The 26,369-nt window shown below is 68.1% G+C and carries 24 protein-coding genes (1 of these 24 cut by a window edge); 7 read left to right on the top strand and 17 right to left on the bottom strand.

The window, feature by feature from the left end; all coding sequences use genetic code 11:
- From ABNQ38_RS03580 to ABNQ38_RS03560, 5 genes are all read right to left on the bottom strand, one after another.
- Positions 1-231: the start of a tellurite resistance TerB family protein gene (locus ABNQ38_RS03580; protein ID WP_377805736.1), read on the bottom strand. 612 nt of this gene lie to the left of the window's left edge; only the first 231 of its 843 coding nucleotides appear in the window; its start codon is at positions 229-231; its stop codon lies beyond the left edge, outside the window.
- A 192-nt stretch (positions 232-423) separates the two neighbouring features.
- Positions 424-1,638: an ABC transporter substrate-binding protein gene (locus tag ABNQ38_RS03575; protein WP_377805735.1), complete on the bottom strand. Its 1,215-nt coding sequence runs from the start codon at positions 1,636-1,638 to the stop codon at positions 424-426.
- Positions 1,639-1,724: 86 nt separating this feature from the next.
- Positions 1,725-2,504 carry a 3-hydroxybutyrate dehydrogenase gene (locus ABNQ38_RS03570; protein WP_377805734.1) on the bottom strand — a complete coding sequence of 260 codons (780 nt, stop codon included), beginning with the start codon at positions 2,502-2,504 and terminating at the stop codon, positions 1,725-1,727.
- A 32-nt stretch (positions 2,505-2,536) separates the two neighbouring features.
- Positions 2,537-3,475, bottom strand: a complete 939-nt coding sequence (locus ABNQ38_RS03565; RefSeq protein ID WP_109451048.1) for a 3-keto-5-aminohexanoate cleavage protein — start codon at positions 3,473-3,475, stop codon at positions 2,537-2,539.
- Between the two features lie 77 nt (positions 3,476-3,552).
- Positions 3,553-4,479 carry a 3-hydroxyacyl-CoA dehydrogenase family protein gene (locus tag ABNQ38_RS03560; protein ID WP_377805733.1) on the bottom strand — a complete coding sequence of 309 codons (927 nt, stop codon included), beginning with the start codon at positions 4,477-4,479 and terminating at the stop codon, positions 3,553-3,555.
- 297 nt (positions 4,480-4,776) lie between these two features.
- Between ABNQ38_RS03560 and ABNQ38_RS03555 the strand changes: the two genes are divergently transcribed.
- The gene (locus ABNQ38_RS03555; RefSeq protein ID WP_377805732.1) at positions 4,777-6,204 is read left to right on the top strand and encodes a sigma-54 interaction domain-containing protein; all 1,428 of its coding nucleotides are present in this window, start codon (positions 4,777-4,779) and stop codon (positions 6,202-6,204) included.
- 92 nt (positions 6,205-6,296) lie between these two features.
- Here the strand turns inward: ABNQ38_RS03555 and ABNQ38_RS03550 are convergent, their stop codons facing one another.
- From ABNQ38_RS03550 to ABNQ38_RS03495, 12 genes are all read right to left on the bottom strand, one after another.
- Entirely contained in the window at positions 6,297-7,658 is a 1,362-nt protein-coding gene (locus ABNQ38_RS03550) for a 2-hydroxycarboxylate transporter family protein (protein ID WP_377805731.1), read from the bottom strand.
- A gap of 358 nt (positions 7,659-8,016) precedes the next feature.
- Positions 8,017-8,595 carry an RBBP9/YdeN family alpha/beta hydrolase gene (locus tag ABNQ38_RS03545; protein WP_377805730.1) on the bottom strand — a complete coding sequence of 193 codons (579 nt, stop codon included), beginning with the start codon at positions 8,593-8,595 and terminating at the stop codon, positions 8,017-8,019.
- A 59-nt stretch (positions 8,596-8,654) separates the two neighbouring features.
- On the bottom strand, positions 8,655-9,629 hold the full coding sequence (gene citG / locus ABNQ38_RS03540; protein WP_377805729.1) for a triphosphoribosyl-dephospho-CoA synthase CitG: 975 nt from the start codon (positions 9,627-9,629) through the stop codon (positions 8,655-8,657).
- Complete coding sequence (citX, locus tag ABNQ38_RS03535; protein WP_377805728.1) at positions 9,610-10,131, bottom strand: citrate lyase holo-[acyl-carrier protein] synthase; 522 nt, start codon at positions 10,129-10,131, stop codon at positions 9,610-9,612. Before citX ends, citG begins: the two co-directional genes overlap by 20 nt.
- A gap of 5 nt (positions 10,132-10,136) precedes the next feature.
- A complete protein-coding gene (citF, locus tag ABNQ38_RS03530; RefSeq protein ID WP_377805727.1) occupies positions 10,137-11,639 on the bottom strand; it encodes a citrate lyase subunit alpha in 1,503 nt (500 codons plus the stop codon).
- Positions 11,640-11,655: 16 nt separating this feature from the next.
- On the bottom strand, positions 11,656-12,528 hold the full coding sequence (citE, locus tag ABNQ38_RS03525) for a citrate (pro-3S)-lyase subunit beta (RefSeq protein WP_377805726.1): 873 nt from the start codon (positions 12,526-12,528) through the stop codon (positions 11,656-11,658).
- Complete coding sequence (citD, locus tag ABNQ38_RS03520) at positions 12,525-12,821, bottom strand: citrate lyase acyl carrier protein (protein ID WP_174473639.1); 297 nt, start codon at positions 12,819-12,821, stop codon at positions 12,525-12,527. Before citD ends, citE begins: the two co-directional genes overlap by 4 nt.
- Before the next feature lie 59 nt (positions 12,822-12,880).
- Complete coding sequence (citC, locus tag ABNQ38_RS03515; protein WP_377805725.1) at positions 12,881-13,999, bottom strand: [citrate (pro-3S)-lyase] ligase; 1,119 nt, start codon at positions 13,997-13,999, stop codon at positions 12,881-12,883.
- A 223-nt stretch (positions 14,000-14,222) separates the two neighbouring features.
- Positions 14,223-16,523, bottom strand: a complete 2,301-nt coding sequence (locus ABNQ38_RS03510; protein ID WP_377805724.1) for an NADP-dependent malic enzyme — start codon at positions 16,521-16,523, stop codon at positions 14,223-14,225.
- Positions 16,524-16,648: 125 nt separating this feature from the next.
- On the bottom strand, positions 16,649-19,192 hold the full coding sequence (locus tag ABNQ38_RS03505) for a sensor histidine kinase N-terminal domain-containing protein (RefSeq protein WP_377805723.1): 2,544 nt from the start codon (positions 19,190-19,192) through the stop codon (positions 16,649-16,651).
- A complete protein-coding gene (locus tag ABNQ38_RS03500; protein WP_377805722.1) occupies positions 19,170-19,868 on the bottom strand; it encodes a response regulator transcription factor in 699 nt (232 codons plus the stop codon). Before ABNQ38_RS03500 ends, ABNQ38_RS03505 begins: the two co-directional genes overlap by 23 nt.
- Positions 19,869-19,991: 123 nt before the next feature.
- Positions 19,992-20,198: an antitoxin Xre/MbcA/ParS toxin-binding domain-containing protein gene (locus ABNQ38_RS03495; protein WP_109047475.1), complete on the bottom strand. Its 207-nt coding sequence runs from the start codon at positions 20,196-20,198 to the stop codon at positions 19,992-19,994.
- Between the two features lie 204 nt (positions 20,199-20,402).
- Between ABNQ38_RS03495 and ABNQ38_RS03490 the strand changes: the two genes are divergently transcribed.
- The 6 genes from ABNQ38_RS03490 (at position 20,403) to ABNQ38_RS03465 (ending at position 26,352) form a co-directional block, all read left to right on the top strand.
- Positions 20,403-21,410 (top strand): LacI family DNA-binding transcriptional regulator, encoded by a 1,008-nt coding sequence (locus ABNQ38_RS03490; protein WP_377805721.1) that lies wholly within the window; start codon positions 20,403-20,405, stop codon positions 21,408-21,410.
- A gap of 141 nt (positions 21,411-21,551) precedes the next feature.
- Positions 21,552-22,652 carry an ABC transporter ATP-binding protein gene (locus ABNQ38_RS03485; RefSeq protein WP_377805720.1) on the top strand — a complete coding sequence of 367 codons (1,101 nt, stop codon included), beginning with the start codon at positions 21,552-21,554 and terminating at the stop codon, positions 22,650-22,652.
- Between the two features lie 50 nt (positions 22,653-22,702).
- Complete coding sequence (locus ABNQ38_RS03480; protein WP_377805719.1) at positions 22,703-23,866, top strand: extracellular solute-binding protein; 1,164 nt, start codon at positions 22,703-22,705, stop codon at positions 23,864-23,866.
- Positions 23,844-24,773: an ABC transporter permease gene (locus ABNQ38_RS03475; RefSeq protein ID WP_377805718.1), complete on the top strand. Its 930-nt coding sequence runs from the start codon at positions 23,844-23,846 to the stop codon at positions 24,771-24,773. Before ABNQ38_RS03480 ends, ABNQ38_RS03475 begins: the two co-directional genes overlap by 23 nt.
- Entirely contained in the window at positions 24,770-25,591 is an 822-nt protein-coding gene (locus ABNQ38_RS03470) for an ABC transporter permease (RefSeq protein WP_377805717.1), read from the top strand. Before ABNQ38_RS03475 ends, ABNQ38_RS03470 begins: the two co-directional genes overlap by 4 nt.
- Positions 25,592-25,596: 5 nt before the next feature.
- Positions 25,597-26,352, top strand: coding sequence for an MBL fold metallo-hydrolase (locus tag ABNQ38_RS03465; RefSeq protein ID WP_377805715.1), 756 nt, complete (start codon positions 25,597-25,599; stop codon positions 26,350-26,352).
- Positions 26,353-26,369 lie beyond the last annotated feature (17 nt).

Below are 26,369 nucleotides of genomic sequence, written 5' to 3'. Positions count from 1 at the left end.
CCGGTAGGCGAGATAGGCGAGCGAGGCGAGGCCCGCCTTCTGCAGCAACCCCGAACCGGCTGCCGGAACATGGGGCATGCCATGGCCGTGGCCGTAATAGCCCTTCATCTTCTTTTTGCCCTTCTTGCCGAGGAGCAGGGGCATGGCGGCGGCGAAGGCCGGCCCGCGACCGGTGCGGCCGGCCAGCCCGTTGGCCAGGATGACGCCGAGGACTTTGCTCAGGTTGCTCATCGTTCCCTTCCCTACCGGCTGCGAATGACACGCCCCGGCTGCGGACGGGAGCCGCGACCGGGAGCCGTAGACATGGGGACGGTCCCGGTCATTGAAACCGGCGTCACCCGCAAGAGCGGCGGGGCAAGAGCGGCGGGAAGGCCAAGGGCCGCCGTCCGGACGGCCCGTGGCATCACAGCCCTTTGCCGGGCATCACTTGACGAGCGGGCAGCCGCTGTCCTTCGGGTCGATGTAGGCCTGCGCGCCGGGAACGGTCTTCAGGATCTTGAAATAGTCCCAGGCGTACTTCGACTCTGCAGGCGTCTTCACCTGCGCCAGATACATGTCGTCGAAGACGCGGCCGTTGGCGGCGATCTTCACCTCCTTCATCATCATGTCGGTGACCGGCATGGCGCGCATCTTCGCCGCCACCTTGTCGGGATCGTCGGTGCCCAGCTCCTGCACCGCCTTCAGGTAATGGCGGACCGACGAATAGACGCCGGCCTGGTTCATCGACGGCTTGCGGCCGGTCCGCTCCTCGAACTTCTTCGACCAGCCGCGGGTTTCCTCGGTCATGTCCCAGTAGAAGGAGTTCGCCAGCATCAGCCCCTGCGAGGTTTCCAGCCCGAGCGCCTGGATGTCGTTGATGTTCAGCAGTAGCCCCGCCAGCGTCTGGCCGCCCTGGGGAATGCCGAACTCGGCCGCCTGCTTGACGCCGTTGATGGTGTCGCCGCCGGCATTGGCGAAGGCGACCACCTCGGCCCCCGATGCCTGCGCCTGCAACAGGTAGGAGGAGAAGTCGGACGCCCCCAGCGGATGGCGCACACTGCCCTTGATGGTGCCGCCCAGCTGCTTGACCGTGGTGGCCGCCTCGGCTTCCAGCGAATGGCCGAAGGCGTAGTCGGCGGTGATGAAGAACCAGCTCTTGCGGCCCTGCTCGACCAGCGCGCGGGCGGTGGCGGAAGCCACGGCATGGTTGTCCCAGGTCCACTGGAAGCCGTAGGGGCTGCACTCCTTGCCGGTCAGGTCGGTCGAGCCGGGGCCGGACATCAGGAACAGGCGCTTCTTGTCGCGCGTGATCGCCTGCACCGCCAGCGCTGCGGCGGAGTTCGGCACGTCGGCGACGACATCGACCTTCTCGGTATCGATCCACTGGCGGGCCAGGTTGGCGGCGATGTCCGCCTTGTTCTGGTGGTCGCCGACGATGATCTCGATCTTCGTGCCGTTCACGGCATTGCCGAACTCCTCAGCGGCCATCCGGGCCGCCACCGCCGATCCCTCGCCGTTGATGTCGGCGTAGATGCCGGAGCGGTCGGACAGCATGCCGATCTTGATGACGTTGTCGGACATCTGGGCCTGGGCGGCGCCGGACGCCAGGACGGCCAGGGCGATGCCGGCGAGAAGCCCGGCAACAAGCGGTTTACGCATGGTTCGCTCCCCAATTGGACGGTTTTTGGTGTTTTGGTTTTGCTGTTTCGGACACCAGTCCCGGCTGGACGGCCGGGAGGCGGAGATCAATGGGTGGTATAGCCGCCATCGACGGGAAGGGCTGCTCCGGTGATCGACCCCGCGGCGTCGGAACACAGGAAGGCGATGGCGGACGCGACCTCCTCCGGCGCGATCAGCCGGCCGGTCGGCATTCTCTCCAGGAACACCGCCCGCAGCACCTGATCCTCAGGCAGGCCGGTGACCTGCGCCTGCTGGGCGATCTGGCGCTCGATGATCGGTGTCAGCACCGTTCCGGGGCAGATCGCGTTGCAGGTGATGCCGTGGGGCGCCAGCTCGATCGACACCGACTTGGTCAGGCCGATGATGCCATGCTTGGCGGCGACATAGGCCGGTTTGTGCGGTGCGCCCACCATGCCCAGCACCGACGCGGTGTTGACGATGCGCCCCCAGCCCCGCTCCCGCATCGACGGCACCGCCGCCTTGATGGCATGGAAGGCGGCGCTGAGGTTGACCGCCAGCAGCAGGTCCCACTTGTCGTCGGGGAACTCGTCCAGTGCTGCGACATGCTGGATGCCGGCATTGTTCACCAGGATGTCGACCGGTCCCAGCCGGTCGGCGGCGTCGGCCATCATGGCGCGCACCTCCTCCGGCCGGCTGAGGTCGGCGGCGGAATAGACGATCCGGCGGCCGGTCCGTTCGGCGATTTCGGCGCAGTTGCGGTCGATCTCCGCACGGTCGCCGAAGCCGTTGACCATCACGTCGCAGCCGCGGCCGGCAAGCTCCCGCACCGTCGCCAGCCCGATGCCGCTGGTGGAGCCGGTGACAACAGCAATTCTGTTCTGCATCTCTCTTCGTTCCTCGGTCGGATGATGGCGCGTCAGAACGCCACCTGATCGGCGCCCTTCAAGTCGAGCATGGCGCGCGCCTCTTCCGGGGTGGCGACCTCCAGCGACAGCTCCTCCAGGATGCGGCGGATCTTCGCCACCTGCTCGGCGCTGTTGCGGGCCAGCCGGCCCTTGGCGAGATAGAGGCTGTCCTCCAGCCCGACGCGAACGTTGCCGCCCATCACTGCGGCCATGGTGGTGAAGGGGATCTGGTGGCGGCCGGCGGCCAGCACCGACCATTCGTAATCCTTGCCGAACAGCCGGTCGGCAGTCTCGCGCATGAAGACGAGGTTGCGTTCCTCCGCCCCGATGCCGCCAAGAATGCCGAAGATGGTCTGGATGAACAGCGGCGTCTTCACCAGCCCGCGGTCGAGGAAATGCGCGAGATTGTACAGATGCCCGACATCGTAGCACTCGAACTCGAACCGGGTGCCGCAGCCCTCGCCGAGATGTTCGAGGATATAGGCGATGTCGCGGAAGGTGTTGCGGAAGATGAAGTCGTCGGTGCTGCGCAGATAGGGTTCCTCCCAATCGTGCTTCCAGTTCTTGTAGCGGTCGGCCAGCGGGAAGATGCCGAAATTCATCGACCCCATGTTGAGCGAGCACATCTCCGGCTTGGCCAGCAGCGGGGCGGCGAGGCGTTCCTGCACCGTCATGTTGAGCGAGCCGCCGGTGGTGATGTTCAGCACCGCGTCGGTGGACTGTTTCAGCCGCGGCAGGAACTCCATGAACACCGCCGGGTCGGGCGTCGGCTGGCCGGTGCGGGGATCGCGGGCGTGCAGATGCAGGATCGCCGCCCCGGCCTCCGCCGCGCCGACGCCCTGCTCGACGATCTCGTCGGGCGTCACCGGCAGGGCGTCCGACATGGTGGGGGTGTGGATCGATCCGGTCAGCGCGCAGCTGATGATGACCTTTTTCTTCGATGCGGCCATGCAAGGCCCTCCTGTGCTGCTCCGGGCGGGAAGGCCCGGACGATTCGAGATATTCGGCGGTGTTCGGCGGGGGGCGGCTATCCACGCTCAAGCTCGTCCAGGCGCTGGAGATGGGCGGCGAGACGGGCGGCGACCTCCTCCCGCTGTCCCTCGCTCCAGACCCGGAAACCGGCGCCGGTCTTCATGCCGAGCCGCCCGGAGGCGACCAGCTCGCTGAGAAGGGGCTGCGGCCCCGGCGTGCGGTCGAGGTCGGGCAGGACATGGCCGTGGACCGCCAGCGTCAGGTCGGTGCCGACCAGATCGGCGTTCTCCAGCGGCCCCAGCACGGCGAGCCGCCGGCCGAAGCTGGCCTTGACCACGGTGTCGACCGTCTCGGCGTCGCACACGCCGTCCTGAACCAGCGCAATGGCCTCGCGCCACAGCGCATGCTGAAGGCGGTTGCCGATGAAGCCGGGAACATCCTTGCGGACCTCCACCGGCAGCTTGCCGATGGACCTCAGCAGGCCGGTCATCGCGGCGACCGCCGCATCGGCGGTGTCGCGCGTCCGCACCACCTCGACCAGCGGGATCAGATGGGCCGGGTTCCACCAATGGGTGCCGAGCGCGCGGGTGCGGTCGCGCAGCGGTTCCATGATCCGGGTGATCGGGATAACCGACGTGTTGCTGGCGAGGAGCGCATGGGACGGTGCCGCCGCTTCCGCCGCCGCCAGGATGCGCTGCTTGAGGGCGAGGTCTTCCGGCACCGCCTCGATGACGATGTCGGCGGCGGCGACCGCCGCCTCCAGCGTCTCGTGCGGCCGGATACGGTCGACGATCGCGGTGTCCTGGCCCAGACCGCCAAGGGATTGGTCACCGAGGGTCCGGCGGATACGGTCGAGGATGCCGGCCCGGCGAACGGCATCGGGTTCCTGGATCTCGACGCGATGGCCGGCAACGGCGAACGCCTGCGCGATCCCCTGCCCCATCATCCCGGCGCCGATGATGGCGATGCGCTGGTGTGTCATGGTCTGTGCATTCCCCCGTCCCGCTTGACCGGCGCCCATAAAGCGCTGCCCTGATTGTTCGCCATAGACGCTGTTTGGAATGCTTGGTAAGCAATGGTTGTGCCAGGGAGCCAAGTGGCTGTTAAGTCAGGATTTTGTTGAAAGCCTGCTCAAGCATGCCGTCCCGGTGTTTGCGAGTGCGCACAGTCCGGCCCACCAGGATCCCCGGTTTCCCAGGAAATCAGCCCTTCCATCGTGTTCATTTTTCTGACAGATACTGTGCGTAATATTGACAGTCCGCACAAGGGAGGGCTGGGAATGCCAACGGATCGAAGCGAGCAGTTCGCTGCGGCATGCGCGTTGATGGCGATGGTCGACGAGATGATCGATGGCGCCCTGCTGGTCGACCGCGACGCCCGCATCGTCTGGTCGAACGACAGGCATGTCTGGTTCACTGAAAAGCTGATGGCGCAGCTGGGACTCCAGTCACGGGCGGACGCCATCGGCCTGCCGGTGGAGCGCGTCATCCCGCACAGCCGGATGCGCGAGGTGGTGGAAACCGGCCGGTCGATGCCGCTCGACATCATGCGCTATGGCGAACACACGCTGCTGGTCAGCCGCCTGCCGCTGCGTGACGAGACCGGCGAGGTCATCGGCGCCCTTGCCTTCGCCCTGAAGAACAGCCTGACCTATCTCCGCCCCATCGCCGACCGCTTCAACAAGCTGCAATCCCGGCTGACCCGGGTCGAACAGGAGCTGGCGGCCAGCCGGGCGTCGAAATACACGGTCGAGAACCTGATCGGCTTCAGCCCGGCGATGCTCCAGGTCAAGCGGCTGGTGCGCCGGGCCGGCCAGATCGCCTCGGCGGTGCTGCTGCTGGGCGAGACCGGCACCGGCAAGGAGCTGGTGGCGCAGTCGATCCATGCCTGCTCCGACCGCGCCCACCGCCCCTTCGTCGGCGTCAACACCGCCGCCATCCCGGAAAACCTGCTGGAGGCGGAGTTCTTCGGCGTCGCCCCCGGCGCCTATACCGGTGCCGGCCGCCAGCCGCGCCCCGGCAAGTTCCAGCTGGCCGACGGCGGCACCCTGTTCCTCGACGAGATCGGCGACATGCCGCTGCCGTTGCAGGCCAAGCTGCTGCGCGCCCTGCAGGAACGCGAGGTCGAGCCGCTGGGATCCAACCAAGTGGTCAAGGTCGATGTCCGCATTATCGCGGCGACCAGCCGGCCGCTGGCCGAGATGGTGCGCAGCGGCGCCTTCCGGCCGGACCTCTATTACCGGCTGAACGTCTTCCCGATCCAGCTGCCGGCGCTGCGCGACCGCAGGGACGATCTGGAAATCCTCGCCTCGCTGTTTTCGGAGAAGGTCGCGCTCAGCCTCGACCAGCCGATGCGCGACCTCACCCCGTCGGCGCTCGACGCACTGCGACGCCACGACTGGCCCGGCAACATCCGCGAACTGGCCAACGTCATCGAACAGGTCTATGTGCGCACCGAAGGCGACCGCATCCTCGCCGACGACTTCGCCGACATCCTGCCGGACGCTCCCCTCGACCGCCCCGCCCCGGTGGAGGGAAGACGCCCGCTGGCCGCCGCGATGGACGATCTGGAACGGTCGCTGATCCTAGAGGCGCTCGCCGACTGCCGGGGCAACAAGCTGGAGGCCGCCCGCAGCCTCGGCCTGTCGCGCACCAACCTCTACGCAAAGCTGCGCAAGCACGGCATTCCGGTGCAGCCGGACGACTGAGGCCGCCGCCCTCGTGTCCCTGAACGACGGACGTCCCGCTCCTTGGGAAGCGGGACGTCCGGTGGCGGTGGAATGACAGCCGTTTGCGGCGGTCACATCAGCTTCGCCATCGCGATCAGCGACAGGGTGACGGTGATGGCGCCGCCGATCCGGGTCGCAACCTGGGCGAAGGGCATCAGCTGCATCCGGTTGGCCGCCGTCAGGATGGCCACGTCGCCGGTGCCGCCCTGGCCGCAGTTGCAGGAATTGATGATCGCGGTTTCGATCGGGTACATCTTGACCATGCGGCCGACGATGAAGCCGACGCTCATGTGCGTCGCCACCGTGCAGAAGATGATGATCAGGTTCTGGATGGTGAAGGCGGACATCAGCTTGTCCCACGGCGTCACCGCGACACCCATGGCGAACAGCAGCGGATAGGTGACCGCGACCTGGAAGAACTTGTAGACGACGCCGGCGCCGGCCTCCAGCGAGGGAGAGGCGAGCTGGAACACCTTGATCAGCACGGCGATGAACAGCATCGCCACCGGGGCCGGCAGGCCGACGATCTTCTGGGCCATGACGCCCATCAGATAGAGGGTGACGGCGAACAGCCCGGCGGCGGCGACGGTGTTGGCATCCACGGGGCCGCTGCTCCTGGCGGCCGTCTTGGTGAAATCGGCGCCGCCGGGCTGGAGTTGGCCGTTGCCGGTCAGCTGCGGCATGCGCTTGCCGATGAAGTTCAGCAGGCCCGACATCAGGATCGCCATCAGGCTGCCCAGCATGACCATCGGCAGCACCTGCGCGAAGATCTCACCCTGGTTGCCGTTCATGATCTCGGCATAGCCCATCGACAGCGGGATGGCCCCTTCGCCGACACCGCCCGACATGATCGGAACGACGATGAAGAAGAAGGTGTGCTTGGGATCGAGGCCGAGCAGGCTGCCGACCAGCGTGCCGACGCAGGCGGCGGCGACGGCACCGCTGGCGAGCGGCGCGAAGATCTTGAAGAAGCCCTTCACCAGCGCGTCGCGGTTCATGCTGAGCACGCTGCCGACGATGATGCAGGCGATGAACAGATAGAGGAAGTTGGTGAATTTGGTGAAATCGACCACCGCCTTCAGCATCGGCGCCGGCAGCACCTGGTAATAGGCCAGGGCGGAGGGGATGAAGGTGGCGAAGATCGCCGCGGCGCCGATGTGGCGGAAGACCGGAAGACGCTTGCCCAGCTCGCCGCAGCTGAAGCCGCAGACCGCCAGCACGGCGATCATCATGTTGATCTCGTGGGTCAGCGATCCGGTCGCGACCGCCCCGGCGAACACCGCGAGCAGAACCACGAACACCGGGACTGGAACGATGCCGACGCGCTGGTCGAGCAGCCCCCACCAGACCTCGCGCCAGGACCGGCGGGCGGCGGACACGGACGAGACGGGCTCGTCGAGGGCAAGGGAGGAAAGAGAGACTTCACTGGGCATGGTGTCCTCCGGACATTCGGTTTTGTTTGTGCTCCGGCAGCGGTCGGCAAAGACGGGACGGGACGCTGCCGGGTCCGGTCCTGGGCTGGAGGGTTGGAAACAGTCGGTGCAGAGCGTTTCGCAGCGCTGCGATTCAATCGCGAAAAAACAAGGCGTGACGATTGGACGGGAAAAATGCCGCTCTTCTTACCAAAGAATGTCGTATATCGATGTTAGATCGAGTAATAACGCATCCATATCTTCTGATTTTATTCATTGACTGACGCTTGTTCCTCAGAACACCCAATGATTTCTTCTATCACTTGGAACTGTCAGAAGCCTGTCAGCGCAGGGAAGACCGAAGAAAATTTTGACAAACTCACTGGCCCTGGATGCGGGCGGCCTCGATATGGCCGACCAGGGCATGCAGAATCCGGAGGCCGTAGGGCCAGGGACCGAAGCCGGCTTCGGCGTTGATGTGCCCGGCCTCGCCGAGATCGACCAGATCGGCCTGCCAGACGCCCGACCAATGGACGGCGCGCGGAAAGCGCATCACCGGGTCGTTGTGACTCGCCACCACCACGGCGGGCACGCCGAGCGCCAGCGAAGGCACCCGCTCCTCCGCTTCGAAGCGCGAGGGCTCGGCGGGCGCGACCAGCATCAGCCCGGCGATGTCGTGACTGCGGTCGCCGGCCACGCAGCAGGAGGCCAGCGCCCCGAAACTGTGCCCGACCAGGATGGCCGGACGCGCCCGCTGGCCGAGCAGACGGCGGACGGCGCCGACCCAGCATTCGATGTCGGGGACGTTCCAGTTGCTCTGGGTGATGCGCAGCCAGAAGGGGTGGCGGGCCTGCCAGAAGCTCTGCCAATGTTCCGGGCCGCTGTCATAGAGGCCCGGCACCAGCACGAAGCTGTAGCGCGCCGACGCCTCCATCAGGGCCGCATCCACCTCGCGCATGTGATCGAATTCCATCGGCCCCGGCGGTCGTCGACCCGCCCCCTTCTTGTCCGCAACGGTCAATGGCATGGCACCCGGTGGCACGGCGCCCAGCGGTACGGCGCCTGACAGGGCATCGTCGCCGGCAGGTGGGCCAGGAACCACGTCACCGCCAGCAGGTCGGCGCTTCCGCCGGGGCTGAGGTTGCGGCGGATCGCCTCGTCGTCCAGCACCGCCAGCCGGCGCAGATAGTCCGGTGCCGCAACCCCGCCGTCGCGGCGCAGATGCATCGCCTCGCCCTGGAGAAACTCCAGCCCCACCAGTCCGCCGCGCGACACCACATTGGTGTCGGGGTTGAAGGCCAGCAGTTCCAGCAGCGCCCCATGCAATGCCGTCCGCGACCCATGGGCGCGCAGCCGTTCGAAGGCCGGCAGCGCGTGGTTCCGCACAATGGCGAAGCCGGAGGCCGCCTCGCCGCGCGCTCCGGTCAGGCCATGGCGGCGGTAAAGATGCTCGCCCGCCGTCCCGGCCTCCCCCGGCCGCCGCAATTCCTCGACCACCTCGGCGCAGACCGCTGCCACCTCCGCGCACAGCGGATCGCGGTGCAGCGCCCGCCCCTGCCCCACCAGCCGGCCGGCGGCGGCACAGAGCAGGCCGAAGGCGAAGATGCTGCCCTTGTGGGTGTTGACCCCGCCGGTGGCATGCAGCATGGCCCTCTCGCAGGCCATGCCGTCGGCGCGGATCCCCGCCAGGAACAGCTCGGCCGGCACGGCGCAACCGTCCAGTCCGCGCTGGAAGAACCGGCGGAACCACGGGGCGATGGCACGGGCCGACGCCAGGAAGCTCGACAGGTCCATGTCGCGGTGAGAGCCGCAATTGCGGCGGTCCACCAGCCCCGGCTTCGGCGTCAGCAGTACCTCACGCAACAGCGAGCGGTGGGCCAGATGCGCGAGGTCGAAACCGAGCGAGCGCTCGCCCTCCATCCCGCCGGGACCAGGGGCCGCAAGCGGCTCCCCGACAGCCCCGATCCGCTCTTCAATGGGTGCGATAGGCATTCACCCTCTCCTCGATGGCCGCCAGAAGCTCGTCCAGCGGATGGCGGCGCGAGCGGGCGCAGCCATGGGCCGGCTCCCCGCACACCAGACAGCGCCGCGGTCCCATCCCCAGCGCACTGCGCGACAGGCCGCCCTGCATCGGACAGAGCACGTCCAGATCCCACAGCCGGCCCAGCGGATGGTCGTCCTCCAGGGTCGCTGCCGCCCATTTCAGCACGCGGGCCTCGGTATCGACGGCATAGAGCGCCTCCAGCCCGGTCGGTGCCCGCACCGGCAGATGGGCCGCCACCGGCCAGCCGGTGCGGCGAAACAGCCGGTCCAACTCCGCCGCCGCCGTCTCCATCACGAAGCGGCTGGTCCCGGTCACCTTGACCGGCCCCGGCGTCACCAGCGTCACCGACAGCAGCGGCAGGCCATGGCGGGCGAACAGCGCCTGCTGGCGGGCGGCGCGGCGGTCGCGCGCCTCCAGCATGTCGGCCAGCGAGACGGCTATCCCGTGCATGACGGTCAGCCCTTCACCTGCCGGACGATGTCGATCACGCTGCCGTCGCGGTAGCGGACGATCCCGACCACCTTGTCGAGGAACTCGATGGGCCGCGGTTCCCCGGTCAGGGATTCGGCGCGCTGCTGCAACGCCTCGATGGTCATCACCGGCAGGCCGGCGGCCTTCAGCCGCTGGGCGATCTCCGGCCGGCGCGGGTTGACGGCGATGCCGTGGTCGGTGACCAGCACGCCGATGCATTCGCCCGGCGTGACCACCGTGGTGCAGCGGCGCACCACCGTCGGGATGCGGCTGCGGATCAGCGGCGCCACCACGATGGACAGGTTGGCCGCCGCCGCCACGTCGGAATGGCCGCCCGACGCCCCGCGCATCACCCCGTCCGACCCGGTGATGACGTTGACGTTGAAATCGACGTCGATCTCCAGGGCGCTCAGGATCACCAGATCCATCTGGTCGACATAGGCGCCCTTGGAGCCGGCATTGGCATATTCGTTGGTCGAGATCTCGATGTGGTTGGGCGAGGTGCGCAGCGATTCCGCCGCGTCGCCGTCGAAGCTCTGGGTGTCGATCACCCGTTCGATCAGGCCCTTCCTGTGCAGATCGACGATGCCGCCGGTGATGCCGCCCAGCGCGAAGCTGGCGGTGATCCCCTTCTTGCGCATGTAGCCTTCGAGGAAGCGCGTCGTCGCCGTTGCCGATGCGCCGGAGCCGGTCTGCATCGAGAAGCCCTGCTCGAAATAGCCGGAATGCACCATCACCTCGGCCGACAGCCGGGCGATCAACAGTTCACGCGGGTTGGTGGTGATGCGGGCGGCGCCGACGCTGATCTTCGACGGGTCGCCGATCTGCTCGACCTTGACCACATAATCGACCTCGTCCTGCGAAATGCTGGCCGGCGCGTTGGGGAAGGGCACGATCTCCTCGGCCAGCAGGATCACGGTGCCGGCATGGCGGGCATCCACCTTGGCATAGCCGAGCGAGCCGCAGCGCGAGCGTCCGCTGATGCCGTTGGCGTTGCCGAAGCAGTCGGCGGTCGACACGCCGAGGAAGGCGACGTCGATCTTAAGCTCGCCGTCCTGGATCAGCTTCACCCGCCCGCCGTGCGAGTGGATGTTGACCGGATGCGCCATCAGCCCGTGGCTGATCGCCTCGGCCAGCTTGCCGCGCATGCCGGAGGTGTAGATGCGGCTGATGACGCCGTTGCGGATATGCTCGATCAGCGGCGCGTTGCAGCTGAGCAGCGACGACGGCGCCAGCGTCAGATCCCTGAAGCCCAGGCGGGCCAGCAGATCGACCACGGTGTTGATCGTCTTGTCGCCTTCGCGGAAGGCGTGATGGAAGGAGATGGTCATCCCGTCCTTCAGGCCGGAGCGCCGGATGGCGTCCTCCAGCGACGGGCAGACCTTGCGGGAGCGCTTCAGCTCCGGGTCCTTCAGGTAGGGGGTCCGGCTGGCGAACCCGTCGAAGCGGGGCAGCCGGTCCAGCAGGTCGAAAGCGAGGTCGGTCACGGCAGAGCACTCCAGTTCACTTGCGGGTTCCCGACGCCTCGGCCCGCTGCAGCACACGGCGCGCGTGGTCGATGACGGGACCGTCGATCATCTTTCCGTTGAGCGAGACGACGCCCAGCCCCTTGCGCTCGCCCTCCGCCGCCGCCGCGACGACGCGGCCGGCATACTCGACCTCTTCCTCGGTCGGGGCGTAGGCGTTGTGCAGAAGCTCGATCTGGCGCGGGTTGATCAGCGACTTGCCGTTGAAGCCCAGCCGCTTGATCAGGTCGACCTCCTTGAGGAAACCGGCCTCGTCGTTCAGGTCGGACCACACCACGTCGAAGGCGTCGATCTTCGCGGCACGGGCAGCATGCAGCACGGCGCAGCGGGCATAGAACAGCTCGGTGCCGTCGCCGCGCTCGGTCTGCATGTCCATGACATAGTCGAAGCCGGCCAGCGCGATGCCGATCAGCCGCGGCGACGCCTTGGCGATGGACAGCGCGTTGATGACGCCGCTGGCGCTTTCGATGGCCGCCATCAGCTTCGTCGATCCGACCTCGCGGCCGCAGGCGCGCTCGATGCGCTCGACCTCGCGCTCCAGCAGTTCGACATCCTCGGCGCAGTCGGTTTTGGGCAGGCGGACCACATCGACGCCGGCCCGCACCGCCGCCTCCAGGTCAAGATGACCGAAGGGCGTGTTGAGCGGGTTGATGCGCACCACCGTCTCGATCTCGCGGTAGACCGGCAGTTGCAGGGCGTGGAAGACCAGGATGCGGGCGGAATCCTTCTCGCGCAGCGAGACCGCGTCCTCCAGGTCGAACATGATCGAGTCCGGCTTGTAGACGAACGCGGTGCTGAGCATCGCGGCGTTGGCGCCGGGCAGGAAAAGCATGCTGCGGCGGAGCTTCATGACAGCGCACTCCAGTCGATGGTTTGGGCCTCGGCCCCGCGCATCACCGCCGTCTGGACGCGGGCCTGGATGGCGCAGTCGAGCGCGCCCTTGTCCTCGACCACCACCAGCCCGGCGGTGACGCCGAGCCGGGCCAGCGTGTCGCGCACGACGCGGTCGATCTGGAGACCGAACTGCTGCATGACCTCGCTGCTGATGACGACTTCCAGCCCGGTGCCCGAGCCGGGCGATACCTTGACCAGCAGGTCGCTCGATTCGAGCGTGCCCGCCAGGGCCTCCTTCACGATCTTCATCGGTCCCACTCCAGATGGCCCGGCGGCGGACGCACCAAGCGTCACACCACCGGGCCGGTTCAGATGCCGGCCGCCACGGCCCGGCGCGCCGGCGCGTCGGGCTCACCGCCGTGACCCAGCGGGTCGGGGGCGAACGGCAGGATTTTCGACAGGTATTTCTCGCGCAGCAGCTCGAAGGTCGGCGCCGGCACCAGGGCGCGGATGCGGTCGAGGTCGCGGCTGCGCAGAAGGCGCCGCACCTCCGACGCCGAGATCGGCGTGCCGCCCGAACGGGTGCGCGCCTCCTCGATCACCGTCACCGCCGGGGCCGTGCTGCCGGCCCCCTGCAGCCAGAACTTCATGTCGGCGTTGTATTTGCGCGTGGTCTCGCAGAAGGGCTCGGTGCCGACGAAGCGGTGGGTGATGCCGAGCGCCGGCGCGATGTGGTTGCGGAACAGCAGCAGGTCGATCGCCGTGCAGCAGTCGCCGACCACCCCCTTCTCCTTGAAGAAATAGTCGGGGAAGGTGGCGCGCGAGACCATGTATTGCGAACCGTGATGCAGGGTCAGCCGCTCGATCCCGCGCACCCCCTGCTCGACCAGCGCGTAGCGGTCGCGGTAGGAGACGAAGGAGGCGTCCTCGCTGACCACGAACAGGTGCAGCCAGTCGCACTGCGCCGCCGCCAGCTTCACCAGATACTGGTGGCCCAGCGTGAAGGGGTTGGCGTTGATGACGATGCCGCCGATTCTGGCGTCCGCCCGCAGGCCCGGCGGGCGCAGGGCGCGCAGCCGGTCGCAATAGGCGCGGATGCCGACCGGCGTGTTCTCCATCAGCGTGACGTAGCCCGGCACCTCGGCCAGCGCATAGAAGCCACAGCCCTGGAAGAAGGAGACGTTTTCCGGCCGGGTGTAGAGGAACAGGTGCGAATGGCCGCGCTCATAGGCGAGATGGACCACCTCGCTCAGCAGCGTCAGGCTCAGCGACCCGCCGCGCAGGTCCGGATCGATGGCGCAGCATTTGACGATGTTGCTTTCCAGCCCGGCGCAGGCCACCAGCCGGCCGGCGTCGCGGCAGACCACGAAGACCTGGATGTGCTCCTCGTAATCCAGGCCGCAGCGGCCCAGCAGCGCTCTGATGTCCCGGCGCTCCCTGGCGCTGGCCGTGGGATCGACGGCGTAGAAGTCGAGTTCGTCAGTCACGGATTCATGCTCCTTCTGGAGCTTCCGACAGGGTGGTCGCGGTGTTTCATGGGTCGGGCACTCCCTTCCCCCGCGCCGGGTAACGACGCCTCCGGGGCGCCCGATATGACCCAGTGTGGACCGGACTTCTGTCAAATCGCTGTCAGGCCCGGTTCGCCTTGTGGTCCATTTTGTCGCGGGCTCGCGGACCGGCGTCGCCACCGGCCCGCAAAGCCGCTGCCCCTTATTCCGCAGCCTGACGCAGCGGAACCGGGGTGGTGTCGATCTGGGCGTCGACGACGGCCAGTGCCGTGACGTTGACGATGCCGCGGGTGGTGATCTCCGGCGTCACGATGTGCGCCGGGGCGCTGACGCCGAGCAGGATCGGGCCGACCGACAGGCCATCGCTCAGCACCTTCAGCATCTCCAAGGCGATGTTGGCGGCGTCCAGCGTCGGCATCACCAGCAGGTTGGCCTGTCCGCGCAGCCGGCCGTTGGGCAGGGCCGCGTCGCGCACCGCCTCGCACAGGGCGGCACCCGCCTGCATCTCGCCATCCGCCTCCAGCTCCGGCGCCCGCCGGCGCAGCAGGTCGCAGGCCGCCCGCATCTTCTGCGCCGACGGCGAGTCCGAACTGCCGAAATTGGAGTGGGACAGCAGCGCCACCTTCGGCTCGATGCCGAAATGGCGGACCTTCTCCGCCGCCAGCATGGCGATTTCGGCGATCTCCCCGGCACTCGGGTCGGGGTTGACGTGGGTGTCGGTCAGGAAATAGGTGCCCTTGCCCAGGATCAGCAGCGTCATCGCCGCGGAGACCGGCGCATCGCCGCGGCGGCCCAGCAGGTCGCGGATGTGGCGGTGATGCTCGGCATAGCGCCCGGCGGTGCCGCAGACCATGGCGTCGGCTGCGCCGCGCCGCACCATCAGGCTGGCGAAGACGGTGGCGTCGGCCCGCACCATGGTGGCGGCGAAAGTCGGCGACACGCCGCGCCGGCCCATCGCCTGCCGGTACACGTCGGCATACTCGTGACAGCGCGGATCGCGCACCGGATCGACCACCGTGACGTCGCGGCCGGGGACCAGCCGCAGGCCGAGCTGCTCGATCCGCCACGCCACCACCTCGTCACGGCCGAGCAGGATCGGCCGGGCGATGCCTTCGTCCACCGCCACCTGGGCGGCGCGCAGGACGCGCTCGTCCTCGCCCTCGGCATAGACGACGCGCTTGGGCGCCTGGGCCGCCTTGTGGAACACCGGCTTCATCACGAGGCCGGAACGGAAGACATACTGGCCCAGACGCTCACGGTAGGCGCGCAGATCGGCAATCGGCCGGGTGGCGACGCCGCTCTCCATCGCCGCCTCGGCGACGGCGGACGCCACATCGACGATCAGGCGCGGGTCGAAGGGCTTGGGCAGGATATAGTCGGGGCCAAAGCGCAGCTGTTCGCCGGTGTAGGCGGCGGCCACCACGTCGGAGGCCTCGATGCGCGCCATGTCGGCGATGGCCTTGACGCAGGCGATCTTCATCGCCTCGTTGATGGTGGTCGCCCCGACATCCAGCGCGCCGCGGAAGATGAAGGGGAAGCACAGGACATTGTTGACCTGATTGGGATAATCGGAGCGGCCGGTGGCAATGATGGCGTCGAGGCGGGCGGCGTGCGCCTCCTCCGGCGTGATCTCCGGATCGGGGTTGGCCAGCGCCAGGATCAGCGGCTTGGCCGCCATCGTCTTGACCATCGCGCCGGTCAGCACGCCCGGCCCCGACAGGCCGAGGAAGATGTCGGCGCCGACCATCGCCTCGTCCAGGCTGCGCACCGCGCCTGCGGTGGCGTAGCGGTCCTTGTAGGGGTTCATGCCGGCATTGCGGCCCTGATAGACGACGCCCTCGCGGTCGGCCAGGATGATGTTGGCGCGCTTCACCCCCATGCCGACCAGCAGATCGAGGCAGGCGATGCCCGCCGCCCCGCCGCCGGTGGAGACGACGCGCACGTCGCCGATGCGTTTGCCGACGACCTGAAGGGCGTTGTAGACGGCCGCGGCGACGACGATGGCGGTGCCATGCTGGTCGTCGTGGAAGACCGGGATCTTCATCCGCTCCTTCAGCCGGCGTTCGACCTCGAAGCAGGCGGGGGCGCCGATGTCTTCCAGATTGATGGCGCCGAAGGTCGGCTCCAGCCGGGCGATGGTGTCGACCAGCGCATCGACGTCCTTCTCATCGACCTCAATGTCGAAGACGTCGATGTCGGCGAATTTCTTGAACAGGACCGCCTTGCCCTCCATCACCGGCTTGGCGGCCAGCGGGCCGATGTCGCCCAGCCCCAGCACGGCGGTGCCGTTGGAGATCACCGCCACCAGATTACCCCGCGCCGTCACCTCCGCCGCGTTGGCGGGGTCGGCGACGATGTCGGTGCAGGCGAAGGCCACACCGGGCGAATAGGCCAGCGCCAGATCGCGCTGCGTCATCATCGGCTTGGTGGGCACGATCGCCAGCTTGCCCGGTTTCCCCAGACGATGGTAATCGAGTGCGCGCTCCTTCAGATCGCCCGACATGGCATTCCCCAATATTGATTGTCTCGCGGACGCATATCGATGCCGAAGGCGGCATTTCTGCGGCTTGCCTGCCCGCTTTTTGACGAAGTCTTGGGGTTATAGGCGCGATATCTGTCAGAAGCCTGTCAGTACCTGTTGGTCATCATGCGCCATTGTCGCAGGAAGCGGGCGCGCTTGCTGTCGTCCAGAAAGACGAGAAGGCCGGGATTCAGCGTGGTGTGCTGAAGCGGACCGTTCAGCTCGGCCAGCAGATGCGCCGCCGAGAAGGGCCCGTCCACGCTGGGCGAGATGGCGTAGAAGGGCGTCCTGTTGGCGATCTGCGTCTGCCCCTCCTGCGACAGCAGATAGTCGATGAACAGCCCGCCCAGCCCGGCGAGTGCCGCCCCCTTGGGAATGGAGGCGACGCGCGAGGTGACCAACGTGTAGTCGCTGGGCAGCACGATGCCGATGGGAGCCCCCGCCAGCTGCCGGGCCCGCGCGTAGGATCCCAGCAGATTGTAGCCGATCAGCCGCTCGCCGCGCTCGATCTGGTCCAGCATCTCGCCGGTGCAGCAGCGCTGGTCCATGTGGCGGTCGGCCATGGCGTCCACCAGCTGCCAGAACTGGCTGTTCAGCACCGAATCCTGGGTGGCGAGCAGAAAGCCGATGCCGCTCTGGGCAATGTCGTAGGTGACGATGCGGCCGTCATAGACGTCCTTCTGGCGGATCAGCCGAATCAGGTCGTCGCGGGTGCGCGGCACGTCGCTCTCCGGCACCCGGTCGCGGTTGTAGACGATGACCGCCGGTTCCTGGGCGAAACTGAACGCCTCGTCCCGCCAGTTGGCCCAGCGCGGCAGGACCGCCGTCGCCGGCGACAGATGGCGCTGCATGTAGCCGTCATTGACCAGCTTCACCTGCAAATCGGCCGAGGAGCTGATGACCAGATCGGGCAGCCGTTCGCCGGGATTGACGATGCCGTCGTAAAGCTCGACCGCCGTCATCTCGTCATACTGGATGGCGATGCCGGGATGGCGGTGCTGGAAATCCTGGATCAGCCCTTCCATCACCGGCCGGTCGGTGGTGGAGGCGATGACGAGCGTCGCGGTGCCGGCTCCCTCCGCCGCATAGAGGGTGCGCTTGGCGAAACTCTCCCCCGGCCAGAGCAGCAGGATCGACAGCAGCAGGATCAGCGACGGCAGCCAGAGGCGCTCCGCCTTTCCCGCCGTTTGCCCCTTGTCGCCATGCCCTTCCCGGCCTTCCGCCCCTTCTCCGGTCCGGCAGGCGTGGCAGCGATGGTCGAGCGGGAACGCCATGCGGGCGATCAGCCCGCCGCCGGGGCGGTCGACCAGCGAGAAGGACGCGCCATGCCCATCGGCGACCGCCGCGACGATGGCGAGCCCCAGCCCGCTGCCCACCGTCCCCGCCGCCGAACTGCCGCGGCCGAACCGGCTCAACACCTTGGGCTTCTCGTCGTCGGGAACGCCGGGGCCGCGGTCGGCGACCTCGACCACCGGGCCGCGCTCGCCGTTGGCAGGGCACAGCCGGACCATCACCGCCCCGGCGTCGCCGCCATATTTGATGGCGTTGTCCACGAGATTGACCAGCGCCTCGCGCAGGATGACCCCGTCGCCGCAGACGGCGATGTTGTCCGCGCCCTCCTGCTCGACGCGCAGCGTGGTGTCCTCGGCGATGGCGGAGGCCCGCTGCACCACCTGCCGGGCCAGCACCGTCAGGTCGACGAAGTCGGGGTGCAGCGCCTCGCTGCGGTGGACCACCATGGCATGGCTGAGAAGCTGGGTCGTCAGCTCGCTCGCCTCGACGGCGTTGCGGTGGATGCGGCCGACGATGCGCTGGAGCCGGGCGGGATCGGTCTCCTCCGACGCCAGTTCCGATTGCGAGCGGAGTGCGGCCAACGGCGTCCGGATCTGGTGCGCCATGTCGGCCAGGAAGGTCTTGGTCGATTCCAGATTGCCGTGCAGCCGCGCCATCAGAATGTTGATGGCGCCCAGAAGCTGGCGCACCTCCGCCGGGGCCGACACGTCGATGGCGCTGAAATCGTTGGGCCGGCGGGCATGGATCAGCCGCTCCAGAAAACCCAGCGGCGCCAGGGCCTGCCGCACGCCGAACCACACCAGCCCGATGCTGACCAGCAGCATCAGCATCACCGGCAGGAAGGAGTTCATGAAGAACCCGCGGGCCAGCGTGTCGCGCTCCTCCCGCGTTTGGGCGACGACGATGGTCACCCAGTTGGTCCGCCGCGCCTGGACGATCAGATGGCCCAGGGCGACGACGCGCACCGGCTCCCCGCGATAGACGGTGTCGGTGAAGCTGGCGACGTCGTCCTGCCGCACGGCGCCGGGCAGGTCGCGATAGCCGATGACCGGGCTGCCGTCGGTGTCCAGCACCTTGTAGAAGGCGCGGTCGCGTTGCGCCATGGCGAGGATGCCGAGCGAGGAATAGGGCAGATCGACCACCACGGCCCCCTCCTCCACCCGCACGGCATCGGCGATGGCGAGCGCGGAGGCGAGGAGAAGCTGGTCGTAGGCGCCGTCGGCGGCACGCCGCGCATCGCTGCGGATCAGCAGGAACAGGCATCCGGCCACCAGCGCCAGCACAAGCACCAGCCGCACCATCAGCCGCCGTTGCAGCGACCCCGCGGTCCGGCCGTCAGGGGGCATCTTGCCGTCCATCTGGTCGGGTATCCTGCTTTTCCGCGACATAGCCCTGGCCATGCACGGTGCGGATGACGACGGACGCGTGCTCCAGCTTGCGGCGGAGACGGGAGACGTAAAGCTCGATGGCGTTGGGCGCCACCGGCTGGTCGAGGCTGCACAGCCGGTCGATCAGCGTGTCCTTGGCCATCACCCGGTTCAGGTTCGACAGGAACAGCTCCAGCAGGCGGAACTCCCGCGCGCTGAGATCCACCGCCTGCGCCTCGACCGTCACCTTCTTGGTGGCGGTGTCGAAAACCATGTTGCCGAAGACCTGTTCGGAGGCGGCGATGCCGTGATGACGGCGTAGCAGGGCGCGGCAGCGCGCCTCAAGCTCGCGGAAGTCGAAGGGCTTGACGACATAATCGTCGGCGCCGAGGTCGAGCGCATCGACCTTGGTGTCGACGCGCGACCGGGCGGTGACCACCAGCACCGGCGTCTGGTCGCCCTTGCGGCGCAGCTGGCGCAACAGCGTCTGTCCGTCCGGGCCGGGCAGCATCAGGTCGAGGATGACGAGCTGATAGGTCTCGCCCGCCAGCAGCTCCTCCGCCTGATAGCCGTCGGCGGCCCAATCGATGGCGTAGCCATGCTTGCGCAGGCGCTGGATGATCGCGTCGGCGAGATCCTCGGTGTCCTCGACCACCAATATGCGCATGTTACCAGCCTCCGTCGACAGAACCGGCCGTGCCGCTGCGGGCGCGGGGGAACCGCGCGTCGCGACACCATCAAAAGGCGCGGATCGCCGGTGCCCTGTCCTGAACAAGCCTCCGGCGCCGCTTCAGACAGGCTGGCCCAGCTCGATCCTGCGCAGGCAGTGCAGCACCCGCGCCGTCCCGTCGCCGGTCTCCACCAGTTCGCCGGGCTTGGCCCCGAGCAGGCTTTCCTTGCAGCCCATCCACTCCGCCGCGCGCTCGGCCGTGCCGAGAACCTCGACGGCCCGATCGAATACCAGACCGCCATCCACCATGGCATTGACCCCAATCATAAGATCACCTCGACTTCGGAAAAGGCCGACCGCCGGATCGTTCGCCGGTGCATCCGGCCCACGGACATCGTGCCGGACACCATGGTAAAGACCGCAGCTGTCAAAGACCTGTCGCCGATCATGCCATGTCCCCAGTGTCGGCAGTCTGGCACCCCGGCCGCGAAGCCCTTACACTCGCTCCGCGACCGAGCGGCCGGAGGAACAGTGACGGGGGAGCGGAGGCGGGCGACCGCAGTGGATGTGGCGCGGCTGGCGGGGGTATCGCAGTCCGCCGTGTCACGGTGCTTTACCGAGGGGGCCAGCGTTTCGGCGGAAACGCGCAGCCGCGTGCTGGAGGCGGCACGGCGGCTGTCCTACCGCCCGAACGCCATCGCGCGCAGCCTGACGACCCGGCGCACCAACCTGATTGGCGTCGTCATGGGCGATCTGGACGGGCCGTTCCAGCCCTATCTGTTCGAAACGCTCACCCGCGGTCTGGCCTCGCGCGGCAAACAGCCGCTGCTGGTGCGCGGCGACCCGGCGGATGCGCTGGACGGCACGGCGATGGCCGCCCTCGACTATCAGGTGGACGCGGTGGTGGTGACCGCCGGCAGCGTCTCTCCGGCGGCGATCCGCGGCCTGATGGCGCTCGGCGTCCCCTTGCTTCTCTACGGCCGGGCGGTGGAGGCGGACGGGGTGGACAGCATCTGTTGCGACAACCCGCTCGGCGCCCGTCTGGTGGCGCAGGCTCTGGTCGCCGCCGGCCACCGCCGCATCGCCTATCTCGGCGGACGCCCAACCGCCTTTTCCGAGCAGGAGCGCGGCAGCGCCTTCCGCGCGGCCTTGGCGGAGCTTGGGCTGCCGCTGGCCGCCGCGGGAGAGGGCGACTACACCTACGACAGCGGCCATCGCGAGGCCCTGCGGCTGCTGGCCGGTCCGGACCGTCCGGACGCCCTATTCTGCGGCAACGACGCCATGGCCTTCGGCGCGCTCGACGCCGCCCGCACCGCCCTCGGCCTCCGGGTGCCGGAAGACCTGTCCATCGTGGGGTTTGACGACGTGCCGATGGCCGGCTGGCCGAGCTTCGCCCTGACCACCATCCGCAATCCGGTCGAGGAGATCGTGGCCACCCTGCTCGACATGCTGGAGCGGCGGCTGGCGGACCCCGACGCCCCGCCGGTCCTGCACCGCCCGGCCCCGCTGCTGGTCAGGCGGGGATCGGCGCGCCTTTGACAGGCGGCAGGACCGCATTCACCAAAGCATCACAATTCCATCATTCGGGCTTCACGCTTCATCCCTAAACCCTGCGTCAGTGGCTTTGCATACGCATGCAAGGGCGCTGACCACTTCGGGAAATGCGGGAAGTCTGCGGCGATGGCGGAATTGCATGTCGAGAATCTGACCGTCGCCTATGGTGGGTCGCGCGTGCTGAACGGCGTCAGCCTGCATGTCCGCCCCGGCGAGTTCGTGGCGCTGCTGGGATCGTCGGGCTGCGGCAAGACCACGCTGCTGCGGGCGGTGTCGGGCTTCGTGCCGGTGGATGGCGGGCGCATCGCTATCGCCGGTCGCGACGTGACCCGCGCCCCGCCGGAGCGCCGCGACACCGCGATGGTCTTCCAGTCCTATGCGCTGTGGCCGCACATGACCACCGCCCAGAACATCGGCTACGGCCTGAAGCTGCGCCGCTGGCAGCGCCCGCGCATCGCCGAGCGGGTGGCCGAGATGCTGCGGCTGCTGAAGCTCGACGGGCTGGCCGACCGCAACGTCACCCAGCTGTCGGGCGGCCAGCGCCAGCGCGTGGCGCTCGGCCGGGCTCTGGCGATCAATCCCGACATCCTGCTGCTGGACGAACCGCTGTCCAACCTCGACGCCCGCATCCGGCTCGAACTGCGCCACGAAATCCGCGCGCTGCAACAGCGGCTTGGCATCACCGCGGTCCATGTGACGCACGACCGCGAGGAGGCGATGGTGATGGCCGACCGCATCGTCATCCTGAACGCCGGCAGCATCGCCCAGATCGGCACGCCGGAAGAGATCTACCGCCGTCCGGCCAGCGCCTTCGTCGCCAGCTTCCTCGGCGCCGACAATGTGGTGCCCTTGCAGGCGACGCGGACGGAGCGGACGCTGGAGATCGCCGCCGGCCCGGACCACGACGCCGTCAGCCTGCCGCTCGGCGAAGACGGCGCACAGGTCGAGATGCCGGGCAGCGGCCCGGTCGCCGCGCATTTCCGCACCGAGTCCGTGCGGCTGGCAGCGGCCGGACAGGTTCCGCCCGATGCGCTGGTCCTGCGCGGCCGCATCACGCAGGCAGCCTATCCCGGCGGCCGCTGGCGCTACGGCGTCGCGGTCGGCGGCACGGTCTTTCTGGTCGACGACGACAACCGCCGCACGGTCGGCGACGCCGTCGCCATCGTCATCCCGCCTTCGGCCCTGCATTGCTTCCCGCTCCGCCGGGAGGCGGCGGGAACGGCCTGAGGCGATCTCAACCATCCGGTCCACCATCGGGAAAGAAGGGGGATTTTTCCATGACGCTCACGACGCTGAGGACGCTGCTCGCCGGGGCCGCCGGTCTGGCGCTCGCCGCCGGTCTTTCCGCCGCACCGCTGAGGGCCGAGACGGTGCTTACCGTGCTCACCGCCGGCGACCAGAACATGGTCGATTACGTCAACGAGTATCTGGCGCCGAAGTTCGAAGCGCAGAATCCGGGCGTGAAGGTGCGCGCCACCGGCACCGGGCCGGGCGACGGCGGATCGCAGAAGATATACGAGAAGCTGAGCGCCGAGGCCGCCGCCGGGGCCGCCAAGTGGGATGTCGACGTCGCCGTCATCCACCAGAAGATGGCCGGCCAGATGGTGCAGGAGAAGATGCTCTCGGCCTATGTCGGCGACGTCAAGACCGGCACGCTCGCCAGCCGCGACAGCGCGCGCAACGCGCTCGGCACCGACGTCACCGGCTATGTCCTGCCGATGTTCCACAGCCAGATCGCGCTGGCCTACAACCCGGACCTGGTGAAGGCGCCGCCGAAGACCTACGCCGAGCTGGCGGAATGGGTGAAGGCCAATCCGAAATCCTTCGGCTACAACGGCATCAAGGGCGGCATGTCGGGCGTCGGCTTCGTCACCGGCTGGGCCGCCGCCAACATCGGCGATGCCACAAGGCTGGAGAAGGGCCCCTACGACGCCGCGATGAAGCCGGCGATCGAGAAGGCGCTGTCCGGCCTGAAGGAGTTCAACAAAAGCGTCACGCTGACCCCCGGCAATGCCGGCACGCTCGACATGCTGAACCGCGGCGAGATCGCCATGGGGCCGGTGTGGGTCGACATGTTCTACAGCTGGCAGGCCGACGGCCGCCTCAACCCGGCGATGAAGCTCCAGCTGATCGGTCCGGGCATGCCCGGCCAGCCGATGTACTACACGGTCCCGGCCAAGGCCGCCAACCAGGACGCCGCCCGCAAATTCATCGAGCTGGCGACCAGCCCCGAGGTGCAGGCCGACGGCATCGTCAAGCGCTTCAACTGGTATCCGGGCATCGATGCCACCTACGTGCAGCCGAAGCTGGATGCGCAGACCTGGGCCAAGCTGTTCACCGACGTGAAGCCGGACGAGCTGGCGAGCAAGGGCAAGCCCTTCCCGCTGTCGGACTACTTCACCGACATCATGGAAGCCTATGAGCGCACCGTTGCTAACTGAGGCGGCCGGCCGTCCGGCTGCCCTCCCCCGCTCGCGCGGGGGAGACGGCGCCCCCGCCCTGCCCGCCGCCAGGATCGTTCCCGACTGGCTGTGGGGCGTGCTTCTGGTCCTGCCGGCGCTGGCGATGGTGGCGCTGTTCTTCCTCTATCCGCTCGGCCTGTCGGCGGTCAGCGCCTTCCAGGGCCGCGACGGCGGCTGGACGCTGGCGAACATCGCCAAGGCGTTTGAGCTGTACAGCCTCGACATGGCCTTCACGCTGGCCATCGTGCTGCTGTCCTCGGCGCTGGTGGCCGTGCTGTCGGTGGCCATCGGCGGCTATCTGACGCTCGGCGAGAACCGGCTGGCGGTCACCCTGCTGCGCTGGCTCTACCGCTGGCCGCTGTTCATCCCCTTCATCGTCGCCGCCCAGATGATGCGCTCCTTCCTCGCCAAGAACGGGTTGATGAACAACCTGCTGATCGGCGGCGGCATCATCGAGCCGTTGCAGGCGGCGAGCCTGCTCGACTGGCGCGGCGTGGTGGTGACCTTCGTCTGGAAGCAGACGCCCTTCGTGGCGCTGATGGTGGCAGGTGCCATGGCCTCGCTCGACCGCTCGACCATCGAGGCGGCGCGCGATCTCGGCGCCGGGCGGCTGCGCATCCTGGCCGAAATCGTCGTTCCCCAGGTCCGGCCGACGCTGGTCGTCGGGCTGATCCTCAGCTTCGTGACCATGCTGTCGGTGATGTCGGTGCCGATGATGATCAACCCCAACAGCCCGACGATGATCACGGTGGACATGGCCTATCGCATCAACGCCCACGGCGATTACGGCGTTGCCAATGCTCTCGGCTTCGTCTCCTACGCCATGGCCGGTCTGGTCGGCTGGTTCTACCTGCGGCACGGCGTGCGCCAGGGCGGTGCGCGATGACCTCCTTCATTCCAACACGGGCGCTCGCCTGGATTCCGCGCGGGCTGGCCCTTGGACTACTGGCCTTCGTCATCTTCGGGCCGCTGACCAACCTCGGCCTGTGGGCGGTGGCGGAGAAATGGTACTTCCCCCACACCCTGCCCCTGCAATACGGCTTCTCCTTCTGGGAGCGGGTGTTCGCCCCGCGCTCCAACGCCATGGCGTCGCTGGCGACCAGCGTCACCATCGCGCTGCTGACGGTGGCGGCCTGCCTCATCGTCTCGGTTCCCGCCGGCTATGCGCTGGCCCGGCTGCGGCTGCCCTGGCGGGGCGCGATCCTGCTGGCCTTCCTGCTGCCGCAGGCCTTTCCCAGCGTCGCCGTCTACATCAACGTGGCGCGCATCTTCTACACGCTGGGGCTGAACGGGACGGTGGCCGGCGTGGTTCTCGTCCACACCGTCCATGGGCTGGTCTTCTCCGTCTGGATCACCGCCGCCGCCTTCGCCGCCGTCGACCGCTCGCTGGAGGAGGCGGCGCGCGACATGGGCGCCGGCCCCCTGCGGACCTTCTTCGGCATCACCCTGCCGCTGGCGGCGCCGGGGGTGATGGCAAGCTCCATCTTCGTCTTCCTGGAATCGCTGGACGAGTTCACCGGCACCTATTTCGTCGGGGTGCCCGACATCTCCACCCTGCCGCTGCTCATGTTCAACGCCGGCATGGGCGGCAATTTCCAGATCGCCGCCATCACCGCCCTGATCCTGCTGGTACCCTCGGTGGGCTTCATGCTGGTGATCGAACGTTTCCTGAAGGCCGACGTGCTGGCCAAAGTCGGACATTGACCCCCATGGACATCCAGGCTCTGGGCGTCGGCGAAGCGGCCGACCCCTCCTTCGCCAATTCCTCGCTGATCGTCGCCGCCAACGGCTTCCGCCTGATGATCGACTGCGGCCATTCGGTGCCGCCCGTCCTGTGGCGCGAAGTGCCGGACCCCGACGCCATCGACGCGCTCTATTTCACCCACCATCACCCCGACCATTGCTTCGGTCTGGTGCCGACGCTGATCCGCTGGACCGACGACCGCCGCAGCAAGCCGCTGGACATCGTCACCACCATCGGCGGGTGGAAGCAGCTGGCCCTGCTGTTCCAGGCCGGCGCCACCGATCCCGAGCGGTCGCTCTCCTTTCCGCTGCGCTGGATAGAAACCCAGGAAGACGGCACGCTCGGCCCCTTCCACCTGCGCACCGCCCTCACCCGCCACTCCATGCCCAACCGCGCCATCCGGCTGGAGGCGGGCGGCGTCGCCTTCGCCCATTCCGGCGACGGCCGCGCCACGCCGGAGTCGGAAGATCTCTTCCGCGGTGCCGACCTGCTGTTCCACGAGTGCCTGACGGTGGAGCCGGATCCGCTTCAGCCCTTCCACGCCGCCTTCAGCCAGCTTGCCGATTTCCCCGAACGGCTCGGCGTCCGCGCGATGCGCCTCTATCATGTCCGCATGGGCGAACGGGACCGGCTGGCCGCCGCCTGCGCTGCCGACACGCGGATGAGTCTCGCCCAGCCGGGGGAGCGGATCGCCCTCCAGCCTCAAGCGCCTGCCGCCTGACCCGGCGGTCCGCCGCG

It is taken from the genome of Azospirillum sp. A29, from assembly GCF_042604625.1.
GTDB lineage: Bacteria > Pseudomonadota > Alphaproteobacteria > Azospirillales > Azospirillaceae > Azospirillum > Azospirillum palustre.
This window is presented reverse-complemented; position numbering and strand designations above follow the sequence as displayed.